Raw genomic sequence first — 19359 nt, 5'->3', positions numbered from 1 at the left:
CCATGGTTCAGAAAGTTCATGTCGAGGGACGAGGACATATGAGAAGGCGCAACTGGAGATGGCGGGCCCTGGCCGCCTTGATCGGCACGGCCCTGCTGATGGTGGGGTGGCCCGCTCTCGACGCCGTGGCCGCCGGCGGACCGAGCGTCTCGAGCGGCGACACCTTCGACGCCAAGTCCGGATTCGGTCTCTGGGCGAACGAGATGCCCGAGGCGGGGCAGGGCCCGGCGGTCGGTGAGGTCACCATCCAGAACCTGAGGATGAGCGACAACGCCGTGGACGTGCGGAACACGACCTCGACGTTCAGGATCAACCAGCTGCCGTAGCGGGCGGCGGATCAAGAGCCTGACCACGAGAGCGGCGGGCGCGTCCCTTCGGGTGCCCCGCCGCTGCTCGGCGTGGTCGCGGAGACACCTTGGCGCAGGGGGTTCCGCGGCGGATTCCGATGGGCCAAACTGGCCGTAATCGAGCTGCAAGGAACTTGCATTGTTTGCGCTACTCTTGCGCTCATGACGCGACGACTTGCTCAAGTAGCGAAGAAGGTGGGGGTCAGCGAGGCAACGGTCAGCCGGGTGCTCAACGGCAAGCCGGGCGTCTCGGACGCGACCCGCCAGTCCGTGCTCACGGCCCTCGACGTCCTCGGCTACGAGCGCCCCACCCAGCTGCGCGGCGAGCGCGCCCGGCTGGTCGGCCTGGTCCTGCCGGAACTGCAGAACCCGATCTTCCCGGCCTTCGCCGAGGTCATCGGCGGTGCGCTGGCCCAGCAGGGGCTGACCCCGGTGCTCTGCACACAGACCACCGGCGGAGTCTCCGAGGCCGACTACGTCGAGCTCCTGCTCCAGCAGCAGGTGTCCGGTGTCGTCTTCGCCGGCGGACTGTTCGCGCAGGCCGACGCCCCGCACGAGCACTACCGGCTGCTCCGCGACCGCAAGGTCCCGGTGGTGCTCATCAACGCCTCGATAGAGGATCTCGGCTTTCCGTGCGTGTCCTGCGACGACGCCGTCGCGGTCGAGCAGGCCTGGCGGCACTTGGCCTCGCTCGGCCACGAGCGCATCGGCCTGGTGCTGGGCCCGCCCGACCACATCCCCTCCCTGCGCAAGCTGGTGGCCGCCCAGACGGTCGCCGCGGCGGCCGGCACCGAACTGCCCGCCGAGCACGTGGAGCGGGCGCTGTTCTCCCTGGAGGGCGGCCACGCGGCCACCTCGCGGCTGCTGGACCGGGGGATCACGGGCATCATCTGCGCGAGCGACCCGCTGGCCCTCGGTGCCATCCGGGCGGCCCGCCGCCGGGGGCTGTCGGTGCCGGGGCAGGTCTCCGTGGTCGGGTACGACGACTCGGCCTTCATGAACTGCACCGAGCCGCCGCTGACCACCGTCCGGCAGCCGATCGAGGCCATGGGCCGGGCCGCCGTGGAGCTGCTCACCGCGCAGATCCAGGGGACCGCGGTGCAGCCCGGCGAGCTGCTCTTCGAGCCGGAACTCGTGGTGCGCGGCTCCACGGCGCAGGCCCCGCGCCCCCGGCTCGCATAACACCCCCGCTCCGCTCCGACGCTCGAACTCAGGGCCCCGAAACGTCGTTCTGACGTTTCGTGGCCCTGTTTTGCGTCCTCTGCCCGACCTGTCCGGCACTTGGTTGCCAAACTCTTGCGAAGTCTGCGCGAGATATTGCGTTCATTTGTAGGTGGTGGTTGAGTGTGCCGCGCTCGCCCCCGCACCGCCCCACGCCTCCTGCTTGATGCTCGAAGGGGACCACCGATGAGAACCAATATCCGCCGCACCACCGCGGCCGCCCTCGTCTCGGCGCTCGCCGTCACCGCCCTCGCGGCCTGCGGTACGAGCAGCGGTGGAGACGACACCAAGAACCAGCCGTCCGGCGGTTCCGCGGACGCCTCCGCGCCGCTCGACCCGAAGACCAAGGTCGCCATCTCCATGGACTGCATGCCGCCCGCGGCGAAGGCGGCCGAGCTCAAGCAGTGGAAGGAGGACGTGGCGGCGTTCAACAAGATCTACCCGAACGTCACGATCGAGGGCCGTTCCACCCCCGGCCAGTGCCTGGAGCCCCCGCGCTTCACGGCGATGCTCAAGGCCAAGTCGCAGCCGGACGTGTTCTACGCCTACTTCACCGACCTCAAGCAGGTGTTGGACAACGACGGCGCCGAGGAAATCTCGGCCTACGTCACGGCCAAGTCGGTCCCGGGCTTCGGCGACATCGACAAGAACGTCACCGGCACCCTCGAGCAGGACGGCAAGCTCTACGCCCTGCCCACCAGCAACTACACGATGGGCCTGCTGATCAACCGCAAGCTCTTCCAGCAGGCGGGCCTCGACCCCGATCAGCCGCCGCGCACCTGGGACGAGGTCCGCGCGGCCGCCAAGAAGATCGCGGCGCTCGGCAACGGCACCGCCGGCTACGGCGAGTACAGCGTCGACAACACCGGCGGCTGGCACTTCACCGCCGCGATGTACGGCCTGGGCGGCGACGTCGTCGGCGCCGACGGCAAGGCGGCCTTCAACAACCCGACCGGCAAGCAGGTCGTCGACAACCTCCACGCCATGCGCTGGGACGACGACAGCATGGGCAAGACCCAGCTGCTCAAGTGGGGCGACCTGCAGAAGCAGATGGCCTCGGACAAGCTCGGCATGTTCCTTGCCGCGCCCGACGACATCACCTACATGGTCCAGCAGCTCTCCGCCAAGTACGAGAACTTCGGCATGGGTCCCATCCCCGGCGGCGCCGCGACGCTGGCCGGCGGCAACGGCTACATGATCAAGAAGGGCAGCTCGCCGGACAAGGTCAAGGCCGCCATCGCCTGGCTGAACTTCAAGACGCTCTCGGTCGGCAAGGGCCAGTTCCAGTACGACCGCAACAAGGCCGACGGCCTGCCGGTCGGGCTTCCGCAGCCCGCCTTCTTCACCGGCGCCAGCAAGGCCAAGGATGACGAGCTGAAGGCCGCCAACGCCACCATGCCGGTCGTCAACTTCAAGTCCTTCCTGGACAACCCGGTGCCCGGCAAGGCCGAGCCGGCGAAGGCCCAGGAGGTCTACAAGGTCCTCGACAAGGTGATGTCGGGGGTCCTGACGAACAAGGACGCCGACTCGGCGCAGCTCTTCGCGGAGGCCGAGAAGGCCGTCAACCAGGTGCTGGCCAACCAGTAGCGGACCGGCCGGTGGAGGTCCGGGCGGCCTCCCCGGCCCGGACCCGCACCCGCCTTCCGGGCCGCCGGCCCGGCACCCCCGCATATCGATGGCGACGACCACCAAGGAGCGAGCGGCGATGTCGGCTCCCACCCTGTCCGATACCTCACGCGAGGAATTCGTCCGGGCGTTCAAGCGGAACCTCTCGGCCCACGGCTTTCTGATCGGCGCCGTGCTCTGCTTCTCCTTCTTCTCCTGGTACCCGATGGTCCGGGAGTTCCTGCTGGCCTTCCAGAAGACCGAGGGCGGCACCGTCCGCTGGGTCGGCTGGGACAATTTCCGCTACGTCTTCAACGATCCGGCCTTCTGGCAGGCCTGGCGCAACACCCTGCTCTTCACCGGGCTCGCGCTGGTCCTCGGCTTCCTCGTCCCGTTCGTCGTCTCGATCGTGCTCAACGAGTTCCGGCACGCGCAGGGTTATCTGCGGCTGCTGGTCTACCTGCCGGTGATGATGCCGCCGGTGGCCTCGATCCTGCTCTTCAAGTACTTCTACGATCCCGGCTACGGCGTCTTCAGCAAGGCCCTGGAATTCCTGCACCTGCCGGCGCAAGACTGGCTGCAATCCACCGATACCGCGATGCTCTCCGTCGTCATCGCTTCCACGTGGATGAACATGGGCGGTGCGACCCTGATCTATCTGGCCGCCCTCCAGGGCGTCCCCGGCGAGCTCTACGAGGCGGCCGAGCTCGACGGGGCCGGGGTGCTGCGCAAGATCTGGCACGTCACGATCCCGCAGACCAAGCTCATCCTCTCGCTGATGCTGCTCATGCAGATCATCGCCACGATGCAGGTGTTCGTCGAGCCCTTCATGCTGACCGGCGGGGCCGGCCCCGAGGGGTCGACCACCACCGTCGTCGTCCTCATCTACCAGTACGCCTTCAGCTTCAACCAGTACGGCGGCGCCGCGGCCCTGGGCCTGTGCCTGCTCGTCCTGCTCGCCGGCTTCTCCGCCGTGTACGTCCGGCTGAGCCGCGACAACGAGAACTGACGGGAGCACCTCACATGGCAGAGCGCACGCTGATATCTCCGGCCCTACTCGGCCGCACCCGAGGCAAGATCGTCTACTGGACCGCCTTGGCCCTGGTCGTCGTCGGCTTCACGATCGTCTTCCTCGGGCCCCTCTACTGGATGGTCGCCAACGGCCTCAAGAGCACCCAGGAGTTCACGCAGGTCCCGCCGACCCTGGTGCCGGACTCCCTGCACGCCGAGAACTACTCGGCGGCCTGGAAGGTCATGGACCTCGCCAAGCTGCTGTTCAACACCCTCTACTACGCCTTCGGGGCCCTGGCCTTCCAGCTCGTCCTGGGCGTCGCCGCCGCGTACTCGCTGTCCAAGCTCCGGCCCGTCTTCGGCAGAGCGGTCCTCGGCATGATGCTGGCGACCTTGATGATCCCGGCCACCGTCCTCGTCGTACCGCAGTACCTGACGGTCCTGGACATGCCGATCATCGAGCGGAACCTGCTCAACACGCCCTGGGTGATCTGGCTGCCCTCCGTCACGAACGCCTTCAACATCTTCCTGTTGAAACGATTCTTCGACTCCATCCCCGGCGAGATCCTCGACGCCGCCGCCATCGACGGAGCCTCCGCCCTGCGCACCCTGCGCTCCGTGGTCCTGCCCATGTCCCCGCCCGTCCTCGGCGTCGTGTCGATCTTCGCCGTCGTCGGGGTCTGGAAAGACTTCCTCTGGCCCATGCTCACCCTCCCCGACCCGGCCCTGCAGACGCTCAACGTCGGCATCTACTCACTGGCCAGGGGAGTACCCGAGAACCATCTCGTCGCCGCGCTCGCGATGGCCTCGGCGCCCACGCTCATCATCTTCCTGATCTTCCAGCGCAACATCATGAGCGGCCTGACGGCAGGCTCCCTCAAGGGGTGACCAGCACCCCGAACCGCCGCCGCGCCCGGCCGCCCCCTGTGAAAGGACCCCTCCGTGGCTGACTTTCCCCTGCCCGAAAACGCCGCCGACTGGTGGCGCTCGGCCGCCATCTACCAGGTGTACGTACGGAGCTTCGCCGACGGCGACGGGGACGGCACCGGTGACATCGCGGGCGTCCGGGCCCGCCTCCCCTATCTTTCCGAACTGGGCGTGGACGCACTCTGGTTCACCCCCTGGTACCTCTCCCCGCTCGCCGACGGCGGGTACGACGTCGCCGACTACCGCGCCATAGACCCCGCCTTCGGCACCCTCGCCGAAGCGGAGAAACTCATCGCCGAGGCCCGTGAACTGGGCATCCGCACCATTGTCGACATCGTCCCGAACCACGTGTCCGACCAGCACGCCTGGTTCAAGGCTGCGATGGCCGCCGGACCCGGCAGCCCGGAGCGCGAGCTCTTCCACTTCCGCCCCGGCCGCGGCGAGCACGGCGAACTGCCGCCCGGCGACTGGCCCTCGCAGTTCAACGGCGCCGCCACCTGGACGCGGGTACCGGACGGGGAGTGGTACCTGCACCTCTTCACCCCGCAGCAGCCCGACCTCAACTGGGGCCACCCCGCCGTCCGCCGGGAACACGAGGAAGTCCTGCGCTTCTGGTTCGAGCGGGGAGTGTCGGGCGTACGGATCGACTCCGCGGCCCTGCTCGCCAAGGACCCGGCCCTGCCCGACCTGGCCGGCCGCTCGCCCGAACCCTGGCCCGGCGAGGTCCACCCGTACATCGACCGGGACGACCTGCACACCATCTACCGCTCCTGGCGCGCCATCGCCGACGAGTACGAGGCCATCTTCGTCGGCGAGGTCTGGCTGCCCGACTCCGAGCGGTTCGCCCGCTACCTGCGCCCCGACGAACTGCACACCGCCTTCAACTTCTCCTTCCTCAGCTGCCCCTGGGACGCGGACCGGCTGCGCACCTCCATCGAGGAGACCCTGGCCGAGCACGCCCCCGTCGGTGCCCCGGCCACCTGGGTGCTGTGCAACCACGACGTGACCCGTACGGTCACCCGCTACGGGCGCGCCGATACCGGTTTCGACTTCGCCGCCAAGGCCTTCGGGACCCCGACCGACCCGGCGCTCGGCGCCCGGCGGGCCCGCGCCGCAGCCCTGCTGACCCTCGCCCTGCCCGGCGCCGTGTACGTCTACCAGGGCGAGGAACTGGGGCTGCCGGAAGCCGACGTACCGCTCGGGCGCATCCATGACCCCATGCACTTCCGCTCCGGAGGCACCGACCCCGGCCGGGACGGCTGCCGGGTGCCGCTGCCGTGGACCGCCGAGCCCTGGAACGACCCCTGGCTGCCCCAGCCGGCGGACTGGCCGGCGTACGCCGCGGACCGCCAGGACGGCGACCCGGACTCGATGCTGACCCTCTACCGGACGGCCCTCGCACTGCGCCGCGCCGCGGGCGGCTTCGGCGGCGGATCGCTGGAGTGGCTGGACGCGCAGCCCGGTGTGCTGGCCTTCACCCGTCCCGACGGGCTGGTCTGCGCGGCCAACCTGTCACAGGGGCCGGTCCCGCTGCCGGCCCACACGAGCCTCTTGCTGAGCAGTTCCGCGCTGGACGACGGCGGGCTGCTTCCGCAGGACACGGCGGTCTGGCTGCGGACCTGACGCCGCAGCCGGACCGCTTTCCCGCACCGCGCCTTCCCCAGCGCGCCTGCCGGCCGACGCGCCCGCACCGGCCGGGCCCGGGCGCGCCTCCCCGGGGGGCACCGAGCCTCACGGCATCGGCTGTGGCGGGCGGGGGCCTTGGTACTGCCCGCTCGGCCGCATCCGCAGCGGGCGCTCCTGGTACTCCTCCAGCGCGTGCGCGATCCAGCCGGCCGTGCGGGCCACCGCGAAGACCGTCTCCCCGGCCTCCGCCGGCATCGCGCACGACACCGTCAGCACCGACAGCGCCAGGTCCACATTGGGATACAGGCCGCCGCCGTGCCGGGCCATCACCCCGGCCACCTCACGGGCCGCGGCGAGTGCGGGGCCGGCCTGAGCCAGCCCTTCCAGCCGGGCGAACAGGGCCGCGGCCCGGGGGTCTTCGCCCTTGTACAGCCGGTGTCCGAGCCCGGGCACCCGGCGGCCGGCGCGCAGGTACTCGGTCACCACCGGCGCCGCACCGCCGCGTTCGAGCACTTCCACCAGCATCCGGTGCGCGAGCCGCCCGGCCGAGCCGTGCAGGGGACCTTCGAGCGCGCCGAGCCCGGCCGAGACCGCCGCGTACGGATGCGCGCGCGCCGACGCGGCGACCCGTACGGCCAGGGTCGAGGCGGCCAGATCGTGGTCCGTGAGCAGCGCCAGCGCCAGGTCCAGCACGGCCAGGGCGTCCGGATCCGGGTCCAGGGCGGAGAGCCGGGGCCACAGCTGCCGGGCGAGCCGGCCGTCTCCGCCCCACTGCGCCGGGCCGACTTCGGGCAGGGCGCCGACCAGGGTGGGGATCAGGGAGCGCGCGGAGCCCAGTACGGAGGGCTCGGACAGGTCGAAGCGCAGCGGGTCCGCGACCGCGGCGGCCGCGACGGCCACCCGCAGCCGGTCGACCGGACCGCTGTGCTCCGGCAGTGAGGCGACCGCCCGCCGGGCCGCGGCGAGGGCCTCCGGGGGAGCGGTGAACCGGGCCCCGCGCAGCAGGGTCCCCGTCCACAGCCACTCGGCGACCTCCTCGTAGCGGTACCGCGAGGCCAGCTCGACGGCGTCCACGCCCCGGAAGTAATACCGGTCGGACTCGATCAGCGTGAGGGAGGTGCGTACGGAGAGCTCTCCGGAGGCGCCGGGCACCGCGGCGGCTTCGCGCCGGCTGCGCAGGGCCAGGGCCTCCACCTCGCGGGCGTCGAAGCTGCTGCCGCGTCCGACCGGGTCGCGGCGGCTGGTGAGCTGGCCGCGGCTGACGTACGCGTACACCGTCGCGGGTTTCACGCCCAGCAGCCGGGCCGCCTCCTGGGTGCTGAGCCTTCGCTCACCGGACTCCTCGTTCATGACGTCACCCTACATAGGTTGAGTGGATCAATATTGACAGTGATCGAGTCCATCATCGATGGTCGATCCATGAACACCATCAACGCACCCGCCGTCCCCGCCGTCACTGCCGAAAGTCCACGCGGCCTCGCGGGAGTCGTGGTCACCGAGACGCAGCTCGGTGACGTCCGCGGCCGTGAGGGCTTCTACCACTACCGCCAGTACTCGGCCGTGGAGCTCGCCGACAGCCGCACCTTCGAGGACGTGTGGCACCTGATGTTCCGCGGCGCCCTGCCGGCCGACGCAGCGGAACGAGCCGCCTTCGCCGCCGAGATCACCCCGCTGCGCCGGCTCCCCGCCGAGGTGCGGGGCGCCCTGCCCGCCCTGGCCCGCGCGACGGCCCTGTCCGGCCCGCTCGCCGGGCTGCGCACGGCGCTCTCCCTGCTCGGCGCCTCCGCGGGCTTCCGCCCGGTCTACGACCTCACCCCCGACCGCCGGGCCGCCGACGCGATGGCCGCCTGCGCCGCCGTACCGACCCTGCTCACCGCCCTGCACCGGCTCGGTCAGGGCCTGGAGCCGGTCGAGCCGCGCGACGACCTCCCGTACGCCGCCAACTACCTCTACATGCTGACCGGGCAGGAGCCCGACCCGGTCAAGGCCCGCGCGGTCGAGCGCTACCTGATCTCCACGATCGACCACGGCTTCAACGCCTCCACCTTCACCGCCCGCGTGATCGCCTCCACCGGCGCCGACGTCGCGGCCTGCCTCACCGGGGCGATCGGCGCGCTCTCCGGCCCGCTGCACGGGGGCGCCCCCAGCCGGGCCCTGGACACGCTCGACGCCATCGGCACGGCGGACCGGATCGACCCGTGGATCCGCGAGCGGGTGCTCGCCGGGGATCGGATCATGGGCTTCGGGCACCCCGTCTACCGCACCGAGGACCCGCGCTCGCGGATGCTGCGCGAGATCGCCCTCGGGTTCGGCGGGCCGCTCGTGGACTTCGCCGTGGAGGTCGAGCGGCACGTCGAGGAGATCCTCGCCGAGCTCAAGCCGGGCCGCGAGCTGCACACCAACGTGGAGTTCTACGCCGGCGTGGTCATGGAGCTGTGCGGGCTGCCGCGCGAGATGTTCACGCCGACCTTCTGCGCGGCGCGCGTGATCGGCTGGAGCGCGAACGTCCTCGAACAGGCCACCGATTCGAAGATCATCCGACCCGCGGCCCGCTACACCGGCCCGACCCCGCCCCAGCCGGTCCCCACTCTCGGCTGACTACGATCGACCGGGTGAACAGCATCCCTGTGGTCGTCCTGTCCGGATTCCTCGGATCCGGCAAGACGACCGTCCTCAACCACCTCCTCGGGAACCGGGGCGGCACCCGGATAGGGGTCGTCGTCAACGACTTCGGCTCCATCGAGGTCGACGCGATGTCGGTGGCCGGCCAGGTCGGCGACTCGATGGTCTCCCTCGGCGGCGGCTGCCTGTGCTGCGCGGTGGACGGCAGCGAGCTGGACGCCTACCTGGAGAAGCTCGCCGACCCCGTCCACCGCATCGATGTGATCGTCATCGAGGCGAGCGGGCTGGCGGAGCCGCAGGAGATGGTCCGGATGCTCGTCGCCAACGAGAACCCGGCCGTCCGCTACGGCGGCATGGTGCAGATCGTCGACGCCGCCGAGTTCGACGCGACCCGGGCCCGGCACCCCGAGACCGACCGCCACCTGGCCGTCGCCGACCTGGTGGTGCTCAACAAGACCGACCGCGTCGACGCCGCGGAACGGGCCGGGATCGAGGGCGCGCTCGCCGCGCTGTGCGCGCCGGGGATCCCGGTCGTCGGCGCGGACCACGGGCGGATCGACCCGGAGCTGCTCTTCGACCGCCGCCCGTGGACCGAGACGCGCGGACAGCTGTCCTTCGAGGACCTGCTGGCGCAGGCGCACGACCACGATCACGATCGCGACGGCGAGGGTGAACACGACGGTGATCACGCCGACCACGCGCACACGGCATACGAGAGCACGGAGTTCGTGTCCGAGCAGGCCCTCAGCCCGCGCCGGTTCATCGACTTCCTCGACCGCCGCCCGGCAGGGCTCTACCGGATCAAGGGCTTCGTCTACTTCGGCGTGCCCGGCCACGAGGAGCGCTACGAGGTCCACGCGGTCGGCCGCTTCCTGCGCTTCGCCCCGCAGCCCTGGGGGCGGGGCGAGCCGCGCCTGACGCAGCTCGTCCTGATCGGCGCGGGCACCGACGGCCCCGCCCTGCTCCGCGAGCTGGAGGCCTGCCGCGAAGCGGAACCGCGGCATGCCCGCCCGGAGAGCATGTGGGGCGTCCTGCGCTACGTACACCGGCCCGCGGAGATCGACCGGGAGCCGGATCCGGAGCATGCCGACGCCGAACCCGAACACGACGCCGAACCCGAACCCGAACACGACGCCGAACCCGACCTCGACCCCGAGTCCGAGGAGTTCTGAGGGGACCGCGTCCGCTCAGGAGACCTCGATGCCGAAGTCGCCGAGCAGCGGCTCCAGGCCGCCCGGGTATCCCTTGCCGCCGATGACGAAGTCCCAGTCGCCGCCCGGGCGGCGACGGAAGGAGCCCAGGACCAGGGCGGTTTCGCCGGCGCGGCCGTCGGACACCTCCAGCCGGCCCAGCTCCTCGCCGCCCGGACCCAGCAGCCGGATCCGGGCGTCGGTGAAGCCCGCCAGGTCGGCGTGCGGATTGACCTCCGGATCGATCGCGGCGAGGAGGACCAGCCGGTCGGCGGGCCGCGGCAGGGCGTCGAAGGCGACCGTCAGCGCCGCCTTGTCGGGCGCCGAATGCGGGTGCGTCCGTACCGAACCGTCCGGGGTGCGGGGGTTGTTGAAGAACACGAAATGGTCCTCGCTCAGCACCCGGTTGCCCTCGCAGACCAGTGCGCACACGTCCAGCGCGACCGGTCCCGCCCAGGACATGCCGAGCACGTTCTCCTCGGCGGAGGGCTCCGGCTCGGCCGCCCGCTGGGCCGGGACCGAGGCAGCCGGGCCCCCGCCGAGCCGTCCGCGCAGTCCGTGCCGGTGCAGCAGGTCCACGAGCGTGGCTCCGTCGACCAGCTCCAGCGGCTTGTCCTCGACGAAGGCGTACGACGTGGGCCCGAACGTCGCGGTGGTGACCAGCACCCCCTTGTTCGCCCCCCGGTCCTGGACCGTGCCGTACAGGTCCCGCACCGCCGTCGGCGGGACCGTGTTGCGGTAGCGCTTGACCTGCACCACGATCCGCCCGCCCCGGATCGGGGCCGGGTCCAGCGCCTCGACGTCCACGCCGCCGTCGCCCGACCGCTGCGTGGTCACCGCTTCCATGCCCATCGCCCGGAACAGCTCGGCCACCAGGTTCTCGAAGGCGATCGGGTCCATCGCGAAGAGGTCCGGCTCCTCCTCCTCGCCGGCCCGGTGCCCGCCGTGGCTGACGACCGTGCCGACCTCCTCCGGCCGGCGCCCCGCCCGCACGGCCGTCAGCTGGTCGGGCCGTGCCGACAGTTGCCCGCGCAAGCCCTCGACCAGGCAGTCCACCGCGCTGACCTGCTCCAGCCGCAGCCCCGCGAAAGTGCCGCGCACCGCCGACACCGTGGCGAGTACGAAGCGCGCCTCCTGGCCCGTCACCGGATCGGGGCAGTCCACGAAGCCGTTCACCACGACCGAGTCCAGCACGCCGAACTCGTCCGCCGCGTACAGCTCGCGCACCACCAGCAGCACGCACTGCGCCAGCAGGTCCCGGTACAGCGCCCGCCGCTCCGTGGCCGGCCGGGGCTTCACCCTGTCCTGGTCCGTGCTCGGCAGGTACTGCACCGACCTGGCCTCCGGCACCACCGCGTACCCGGGCAGCTCCCAGTCCAGCACCAACTGGCGCGCGGCCGGGTCGTACGCGGCCGCCACCTGCCTCGGCAGCGCCTCGGGCCAGGCCGTCGAGGCGTACAGGGTGGCCGAGAAGTACTCCACCACCGCCTCCGCGTCGCCGGCGCGCAGCGCCCCGGTCAGCGCGGCGAGCCCGCTGTTGTGCGCACGGACCCCGGCGAGCTGTTCCGCCGCCCACCGGTCGTACTGCTGCCGGTACGCCGCCAGTTGCTGCTGCCGCCGCGTCTCCGCGGCGTGCGCGGCCTGCCAGGCCTGGGTGTACCGGGTGTGTGCCGCCCGCTCCGCCTGGGCCCGCCCGCCCGAGCCGAGGGTCCAGCCGCTGCTCTGCCGCTGGAACTGCTCGAGGAGCGGCATCGGCACCGGGTGCGCCAGGTTCCCGGGGTCGAACGGCTCCAGCTGCTCGGGCCGGACCAGGGCCGCCGTCCGGAACGCCGGCGCCCGGCACCCCGTGGCCAACAGGCCCTGCAGGGCGGCGACCTCGGCGTCGATCTGCGCGGTGCGCCGTAGTGCCTCGGCCTCGCGGTGCTGACGGTGGGCCGCCTGTTGCTCCCGCCGGCCCCGGGCCAGGTCGCGTTCGTAGGACCGCTGCCGGCGTTCCGCCTCACGCTGCTGGATCAGCTGCGTCTGCTGCGTCCGGCGCTGGGCCTCGGCCCAGTCCCCGATCGATCCGCCCGACCGACGACTCATCAGCTCTGTGTCTCCCCGCCCCAACCGACAGTGCCAAGAGGGAAAACACTAGTCGCCATTCGGGTGGTACGTCCCCCAGACGTACCACCCGAATGACCTCGTACCTCCTACAGCGCGGCCCCGGCCAGCGCACCGACGACAGCCGGCAGCGCCGTGCCCGAACCGTCTCGGCGCGGGTCCACCGCGGGGAGCTCCGCCGGCGTGCCGTTCACCGCCGCCGCGCGAGCGGGCGAACCGCCCGCCCAGGCCAGGAGCAGCACGTCCTCGCCCTTCAGGAAACGCTGGCAGCGGACGCCGCCGGTGGCCCTGCCCTTGCGCGGGTACTGGTCGAACGGGGTGAGCTTCCCGGACTGCATCGAGTCGTCCAGGGTCCCGTGCGAGCCCGCCACCGTGAACACCACGGCGTCGCGTGCCGGGTCGACTGCCGAGAAGTGGATCACCTTGGCGTTGTCGGAGAGCTTGATGCCGGCCATGCCGCCCGCCGGGCGGCCCTGCGGGCGCACCTGGTTGGCCGGGTAGCGCAGCAGCTGGGCGTCGTCCGTGATGAAGACCAGGTCCTCCTCGCCCGTGCGCAGCTCGACCGCGCCGATGATCCGGTCGCCGTCCTTGAGCGTGATGACCTCGAGCTCGTCCTTGTTGGCCGGGTAGTCCGGCACGACCCGCTTGACCACGCCCTGCTCGGTGCCGAGCGCCAGGCCCTGCCCCGACTCGTCCAGCGAGGTCAGGCAGACGACCTTCTCGTCCGCCTCCAGCCCGGAGAGGAACTCCGAGACCGGGGCGCCGCCCGCCAGGTTCGGCGCGGCATGGGTGTCCGGCAGCTGCGGCAGGTCGATGACCGGAAGCCGCAGGAGCCGACCGTACGAGGTGACCACGCCGATGTCGGCCCGCGCGGTCGCGGCGACCTGCGAGACGATCAGGTCGTGCTTCGCGCGGGCGCCGCCCTCCTCCTCGGGGAGCGGATCGGCGTTCGCGGTGCGGGCGAGCAGGCCGGTGGAGGACAGCAGCACCCGGCACGGGGTGTCCTCGACCTCCAGCGGGACCGCCGCGACGGCCGTCCCCGACGACTCCAGCAGCACCGTACGGCGCTCCGTGCCGAACTTCTTCGAGACCGCGGCCAGTTCCGCCGAGACCAGCTTGCGCAGCTCGCTGTCGGAGTCCAGGATCCCGGTGAGCTCGTCGATCTCGCCGGCCAGCCGGTCGCGCTCGGACTCCAGCTCGATCCGGTCGAAGCGGGTGAGCCGGCGCAGCGGGGTGTCCAGGATGTACTGGGTCTGGATCTCGCTCAGGGAGAAGCGCTCCATCAGGCGCTCCTTGGCCTGCGCGGAGTTGTCGCTGTCCCGGATGATCCGGATGACCTCGTCGATGTCGAGCAGCGCCACCAGCAGGCCCTCGACCAGGTGGAGCCGGTCGCGCCGCTTGCCCCGGCGGAACTCGCTGCGCCGGCGCACGACCTCGAAGCGGTGGTCGAGGTAGACCTCCAGCAGCTCCTTGAGGCCCAGCGTCAGCGGCTGCCCGTCGACCAGCGCGACGTTGTTGATGCCGAAGGTCTCCTCCATCGGCGTCAGCTTGTACAGCTGCTCCAGCACGGCCTCGGGGTGGAAGCCGTTCTTGATCTCGATGACCAGGCGCAGGCCGTGCGAGCGGTCGGTGAGGTCCTTGACGTCCGCGATGCCCTGGAGCTTCTTCGAGCCGACCAGGTCCTTGATCTTCGCGATGACCTTCTCGGGGCCGACCGTGAAGGGCAGTTCGGTGACGACCAGGCCCTTGCGGCGCGGGGTCACGTCCTCCAGGGCCACCGTGGCGCGGATCTTGAAGGTGCCGCGACCGTTCTCGTAGGCGTCCTTGATGCCCGCGAGGCCCACGATCCGGCCGCCGGTGGGCAGGTCGGGACCCGGTACGAAGCGCATGAGCGCCTCCAGGTCCGCCTCCGGGTAGCGGATCAGGTGGCGGGCGGCCGCGATGACCTCGCCCAGGTTGTGCGGGGCCATGTTGGTGGCCATGCCGACCGCGATCCCGGACGCGCCGTTGACCAGCAGGTTCGGGTACGCCGCCGGCAGTGCGACCGGTTCCCGCTCCTGGCCGTCGTAGTTCGCGACGAAGTCGACGGTGTTCTCGTCGATCGACTCCGTCATCAGCGACGCGGCGTCGGCCATCTTGGACTCGGTGTAACGCATCGCGGCCGGCGGGTCGTCGTTGCCGAGCGAGCCGAAGTTGCCGTGGCCGTCGACCAGCGGGAGCCGCATGGAGAAGGGCTGCGCCATGCGCACGAGGGCGTCGTAGATCGACGCGTCGCCGTGCGGGTGCAGCTTGCCCATGACCTCGCCGACGACGCGGGCGCACTTCACATAGCCGCGGTCGGGGCGCAGGCCCATCTCGTTCATCTGGTAGACGATGCGCCGGTGCACCGGCTTCATGCCGTCGCGGGCGTCGGGCAGGGCGCGGGAGTAGATCACCGAGTACGCGTACTCGAGGAAGGAGCCCTGCATTTCGTCGACGACGTCGATGTCGAGGATCTTCTCCTCGAAATCCTCCGGCGGCGGGGTCTTCGTGCTGCGGCGGGCCATCGCTGCGCGGCTCCTTAACCAAGAATCGGGATGAGCTGAGCTCTCACGGGGTGGGGCTTGCGGTCGTACGCGGGTGGTGCTGGAGGTGCTACGGGGGTCGGGCCGGGTTTCGGACAGTGGGGTGACGCGGACCATTGTGGCCCGAGGTACCGACAACGCCGACTCCGACCCAGGAGTGGGCCGGGAACTTCTCCGGTCGCCGACACGCTTGCATACAGTGGCAGGTCTGACAGGAATCTCTGCATCGCGATCGAAGGGACCACATGCCCATGGGTCACACGGCCACAGCTCAGGCCGGCTCCGGCGGCCTCACAGCAACCGAGCACCGGCTGGCCAACGGCCTGCGCGTGGTGCTGTCCGAGGACCACCTGACCCCGGTCGCCGCGGTCTGCCTCTGGTACGACGTCGGCTCGCGCCACGAAGTCAAGGGACGCACGGGCCTGGCTCACCTCTTCGAGCACCTGATGTTCCAGGGCTCGAAGAACGTCTCCGGCAACGGGCACTTCGAGCTGGTCCAGGGAGCCGGCGGTTCCCTCAACGGCACCACCAGCTTCGAGCGCACCAACTACTTCGAGACGATGCCGACCCACCAGCTGGAGCTCGCGCTGTGGCTGGAGGCGGACCGGATGGGTTCGCTGCTGGCCGCCCTGGACGACGAGTCCATGGAGAACCAGCGCGACGTCGTCAAGAACGAGCGCCGCCAGCGCTACGACAACGTCCCCTACGGCACGGCGTTCGAGAGGCTGACCGCCCTGGCGTACCCCGAGGGCCACCCGTACCACCACACGCCGATCGGCTCCATGGCCGACCTGGACGCCGCGTCCCTGGAGGACGCGCGCGCCTTCTTCCGTACGTACTACGCGCCCAACAACGCGGTGCTGTCGGTCGTCGGCGACATCGACCCCGACACGACGCTCGCCTGGGTCGAGAAGTACTTCGGCACCATCCCCAGGCACGACGGCAAGCAGCCGCCCCGCGACGGCTCGCTCCCCGAGACCATGGGCGAGCAGCTGCGTGAGGAGATCCTCGAGGAGGTCCCGGCCCGCGCGCTGATGGCGGCCTACCGGCTCCCGCACGACGGCACCCGCGAGTGCGACGCCGCCGACGTGGCGCTGACCGTCCTCGGCAGCGGCGAGTCCTCCCGGCTGCACAACCGCCTGGTGCGCCGCGACCAGACCGCCGTCGCGGCGGGCTTCGGCATGCTGCGCCTGGCCGGCGCGCCGTCGCTGGGCTGGCTGGACGTGAAGACCTCCAGCGGCGTCGAGGTGCCCGCCATCGAGGCGGCCGTCGACGAGGAGCTCGCGCGGTTCGCCGCCGAGGGCCCGACGGCCGAGGAGATGGAGCGCGCCCAGGCCCAGCTGGAGCGCGAATGGCTGGACCGGCTGAGCACGGTGGCCGGCCGCGCCGACGAACTGTGCCGCTTCGCGGTGCTCTTCGGCGACCCGCAGCTGGCGCTGACCGCCGTCCAGCGCGTCCTCGACGTCACCGCCGAGGAAGTGCAGGCCGTGGCCGCGGCCCGACTGCGCCCGGACAACCGCGCGGTGCTCGTGTACGAGCCGATCGCGGCCGACGAGAGCGCCGAGAGCGACGAGAACAGCGACGAGAACGAGGGGGCGGAGCAGTGAGCGACACCGCAGCCGTCACGATGACCTTCCACCCGCGCCCCGAGGCCGGCGAGCCGCAGCCGTGGGCCTTCCCGGCCCCCGAGCGCCAGGTACTGGCCAACGGCCTGACCCTGCTGCGCTGCCACCGCCCCGGCCAGCAGGTGGTGGCGGTCGAGATCAACCTCGCCGCTCCGCTGGACGCGGAGCCCGAGGGCCTCGACGGCGTGGCCACCATCATGTCCCGCGCCCTGTCCGAGGGCACCGACAAGCACTCCGCCGAGGAGTTCGCGGCCGAGCTGGAGCGCTGCGGCGCCACCATCGACGCGCACGCCGACCACCCGGGCCTGCGGGTCTCCCTGGAGGTCCCGGCCTCCCGGCTGCACAAGGCGCTGGGCCTGGTCGCCGAAGCGCTGCGCGCGCCGGCCTTCGCCGACGCCGAGGTCGACCGCCTGGTGCGCAACCGGCTCGACGAGATCCCGCACGAGCTGGCCAACCCGCAGCGCCGCGCCGCCAAGGAGCTCTCCAAGGAGCTCTTCCCGGCCTCCCTGCGGATGTCCCGCCCGCGCCAGGGCACCGAGGACACGGTCGCCCGCATCGACTCCGCGGCCGTACGCGCCTTCTACGAGGCCCACGTACGCCCCGCGACCGCCACCGCGGTGGTCGTCGGCGATCTGACCGACATCGACCTGGACGCCGTCCTGGCCGACACCCTGGGCACCTGGACCGGCGACACCACGGAGCCGCGCCCCGTCCCGCCGATCACCGCCGACGACACCGGCCGCGTGGTCATCGTGGACCGGCCCGGCGCCGTCCAGACGCAGCTGCTGATCGGCCGCATCGGTCCGGACCGGCACGACCGGGTCTGGGCGCCCCAGGTGCTCGGCACCTACTGCCTGGGCGGCACCCTCACTTCCCGCCTGGACAAGGTGCTGCGCGAGGAGAAGGGGTACACGTACGGCGTGCGCGCCTTCGGCCAGGTGCTGCGCTCCACCGCCGACGGCAAGGGCGCCTCGATGCTCGCCATCAGCGGCTCGGTGGACACCCCGAACACCGGCCCGGCGCTGGACGACCTCTGGAAGGTGCTGCGCACCCTCGCGGAGGGCGGCCTGACCGACGCCGAACGGGACGTGGCGGTACAGAACTTGGTGGGGGTGGCCCCGCTGAAGTTCGAGACGGCGGCCTCCGTCGCGGGCACGCTCGCCGACCAGGTCGAGCAGGAGCTCCCGGACGACTACCAGGCGCAGTTGTACGCGCGGCTCGCGGAGACCGGGACGGTGGAGGCCACTTCGGCGGTCGTCAGCGCCTTCCCGGTGAACCGCCTGGTCACGGTCCTGGTGGGCGACGCCTCGCAGATCGAGGAGCCGGTACGGGCCCTCGGGATCGGTGAGGTCACCGTCGTCACCAACTGATCGGAAACTCAAGGGACTCCGGCGGCTTGTCCGCCGGAGTCCTTTTTGTCTGGTTAGTCGTATGGTTGCTCGTATGTGGTGTGGCGAACGCAACAAAAGGGCGTGTCTGTTTGGCGATTGACTGATGATCCGCCTAGCGTCAGGCGTGCTGTTCGTCAGTTGCACCCGCCGCGTCCGCGGCACCGGACAGCGATCGCCGAGTCCCCGTCAGGCGCGAGCCTGGGGAGCCGGGGACCCACATGTGTCCCTGGGGTGAATCGGACCGCCTCGCAAGAGGAGGCCCGTAGGAGACCTTCCTGCTCCGAACCCGTCAGCTAACCCGGTAGGCGAGAAGGAAGGAAAGGATCAGCCCCTTCATGGCGTTTGGCAGTCGTGTCGCCGGTAAGCACCGTGGTTCCAGTCGTATGAGCCGCAAGACCGCCGGCTACGCCGGTATCGCCGCCCTCGCCGCCACCGGCGTCGTCGGCTCCCTGGCCGGTCCCGCGTTCGCCGCGGACAGCGCCCCCTCCACCGAGGACACCGGCCTGAACACCATCGTCGTGGCCGACGAACTCGCGGACGAGATCCAGGCCCAGGCCGCCTCGCAGCAGCGCGCCGCGGAGGCCGCCGCCGCCAAGACGCAGGCCGAGGCCGACGCGAAGCAGCGGGCCGCCGAGGCCAAGGCGAAGGCCGAAGCCCGGGCCAAGGCCGAGCGCGAGGCCGCCGAGCGCGTGGCCCGCGAGGAGGAGCGCAAGCGCCTCAACACCTTCGTGGCCCCGCTCGCGGACACCTACGTCAGCACCCAGTACCACGCGGGCGGCGGCATGTGGTCCTCCGGCAGCCACACCGGCATCGACTTCCACGCCTCCTCCGGCACCGAGGTGCACTCGGTCGGCCTGGGCACCGTGGTCGAGGCGGGCTACGGCGGCGCGTACGGCAACAACGTCGTCATCAAGCACGCCGATGGCACGTACACCCAGTACGGCCACCTGTCCTCGCTGAGCGTCTCCGTCGGCCAGCAGGTCACCCCGGGCCAGCAGATCGGCCGGTCGGGCTCCACCGGCAACTCCAGCGGCCCGCACCTGCACTTCGAGGCCCGCACCGGCGCCGACTACGGCTCGGACATCGACCCGGTCGCGTACCTGCGCTCCCACGGCGTCGACGTCTGA

General features: G+C 71.3%; 14 protein-coding genes and 1 riboswitch. Of the genes, 11 read left to right on the top strand and 3 right to left on the bottom strand.

Annotated elements, in window-relative coordinates; genetic code table 11:
- Nucleotides 1-38 precede the first annotated feature (38 nt).
- The 6 genes from J7F03_RS25245 to J7F03_RS25220 all read left to right on the top strand — a co-directional run bounded on the left by J7F03_RS25245 (nucleotide 39) and on the right by J7F03_RS25220 (nucleotide 6734).
- Nucleotides 39-326 (top strand): hypothetical protein, encoded by a 288-nt coding sequence (locus J7F03_RS25245; RefSeq protein WP_214953309.1) that lies wholly within the window; start codon nucleotides 39-41, stop codon nucleotides 324-326.
- Between the two features lie 183 nt (nucleotides 327-509).
- Nucleotides 510-1529: a LacI family DNA-binding transcriptional regulator gene (locus J7F03_RS25240; RefSeq protein WP_214953226.1), complete on the top strand. Its 1020-nt coding sequence runs from the start codon at nucleotides 510-512 to the stop codon at nucleotides 1527-1529.
- Between the two features lie 225 nt (nucleotides 1530-1754).
- The gene (locus tag J7F03_RS25235) at nucleotides 1755-3155 is read left to right on the top strand and encodes an ABC transporter substrate-binding protein (RefSeq protein WP_214953224.1); all 1401 of its coding nucleotides are present in this window, start codon (nucleotides 1755-1757) and stop codon (nucleotides 3153-3155) included.
- A gap of 118 nt (nucleotides 3156-3273) precedes the next feature.
- Nucleotides 3274-4182, top strand: a complete 909-nt coding sequence (locus J7F03_RS25230) for a carbohydrate ABC transporter permease (RefSeq protein ID WP_214953222.1) — start codon at nucleotides 3274-3276, stop codon at nucleotides 4180-4182.
- Between the two features lie 14 nt (nucleotides 4183-4196).
- A complete protein-coding gene (locus J7F03_RS25225; protein WP_214953220.1) occupies nucleotides 4197-5072 on the top strand; it encodes a carbohydrate ABC transporter permease in 876 nt (291 codons plus the stop codon).
- A 54-nt stretch (nucleotides 5073-5126) separates the two neighbouring features.
- Complete coding sequence (locus J7F03_RS25220) at nucleotides 5127-6734, top strand: glycoside hydrolase family 13 protein (RefSeq protein ID WP_308379957.1); 1608 nt, start codon at nucleotides 5127-5129, stop codon at nucleotides 6732-6734.
- Between the two features lie 108 nt (nucleotides 6735-6842).
- On the opposite strand, the gene J7F03_RS25215 is transcribed toward J7F03_RS25220, so the two are convergent.
- Complete coding sequence (locus J7F03_RS25215; RefSeq protein ID WP_214953218.1) at nucleotides 6843-8087, bottom strand: citrate synthase; 1245 nt, start codon at nucleotides 8085-8087, stop codon at nucleotides 6843-6845.
- A gap of 69 nt (nucleotides 8088-8156) precedes the next feature.
- On the opposite strand from J7F03_RS25215, the gene J7F03_RS25210 reads away from it, so the two are divergent.
- Together J7F03_RS25210 and J7F03_RS25205 are read left to right on the top strand one after the other, a co-directional pair.
- Entirely contained in the window at nucleotides 8157-9335 is a 1179-nt protein-coding gene (locus tag J7F03_RS25210) for a citrate synthase/methylcitrate synthase (protein ID WP_214953215.1), read from the top strand.
- 5 nt (nucleotides 9336-9340) lie between these two features.
- Entirely contained in the window at nucleotides 9341-10531 is a 1191-nt protein-coding gene (locus tag J7F03_RS25205; RefSeq protein ID WP_374104389.1) for a GTP-binding protein, read from the top strand.
- Nucleotides 10532-10546: 15 nt separating this feature from the next.
- On the opposite strand, the gene J7F03_RS25200 is transcribed toward J7F03_RS25205, so the two are convergent.
- Nucleotides 10547-12634, bottom strand: coding sequence for a restriction endonuclease (locus tag J7F03_RS25200; RefSeq protein ID WP_214953211.1), 2088 nt, complete (start codon nucleotides 12632-12634; stop codon nucleotides 10547-10549).
- Between the two features lie 107 nt (nucleotides 12635-12741).
- The gene (locus tag J7F03_RS25195; protein WP_214953209.1) at nucleotides 12742-15198 is read right to left on the bottom strand and encodes a DNA topoisomerase (ATP-hydrolyzing) subunit A; all 2457 of its coding nucleotides are present in this window, start codon (nucleotides 15196-15198) and stop codon (nucleotides 12742-12744) included.
- Between the two features lie 269 nt (nucleotides 15199-15467).
- Between J7F03_RS25195 and J7F03_RS25190 the strand changes: the two genes are divergently transcribed.
- From J7F03_RS25190 to J7F03_RS25180, 3 genes are all read left to right on the top strand, one after another.
- Nucleotides 15468-16823, top strand: a complete 1356-nt coding sequence (locus J7F03_RS25190; protein ID WP_214953207.1) for a pitrilysin family protein — start codon at nucleotides 15468-15470, stop codon at nucleotides 16821-16823.
- Between the two features lie 20 nt (nucleotides 16824-16843).
- Nucleotides 16844-18211 carry a pitrilysin family protein gene (locus tag J7F03_RS25185; RefSeq protein ID WP_214953298.1) on the top strand — a complete coding sequence of 456 codons (1368 nt, stop codon included), beginning with the start codon at nucleotides 16844-16846 and terminating at the stop codon, nucleotides 18209-18211.
- A gap of 184 nt (nucleotides 18212-18395) precedes the next feature.
- A riboswitch (cyclic di-AMP (ydaO/yuaA leader) is annotated at nucleotides 18396-18555 on the top strand.
- A 12-nt stretch (nucleotides 18556-18567) separates the two neighbouring features.
- On the top strand, nucleotides 18568-19359 hold the full coding sequence (locus tag J7F03_RS25180; protein ID WP_214953204.1) for a M23 family metallopeptidase: 792 nt from the start codon (nucleotides 18568-18570) through the stop codon (nucleotides 19357-19359).

The organism is Streptomyces sp. ISL-43, assembly GCF_018614195.1.
Taxonomy (GTDB): Bacteria; Actinomycetota; Actinomycetes; order Streptomycetales; family Streptomycetaceae; genus Streptomyces.
The sequence above is the reverse complement of the archived record's forward strand: the minus strand, read 5'-3'. Positions and strand labels throughout refer to the sequence as shown.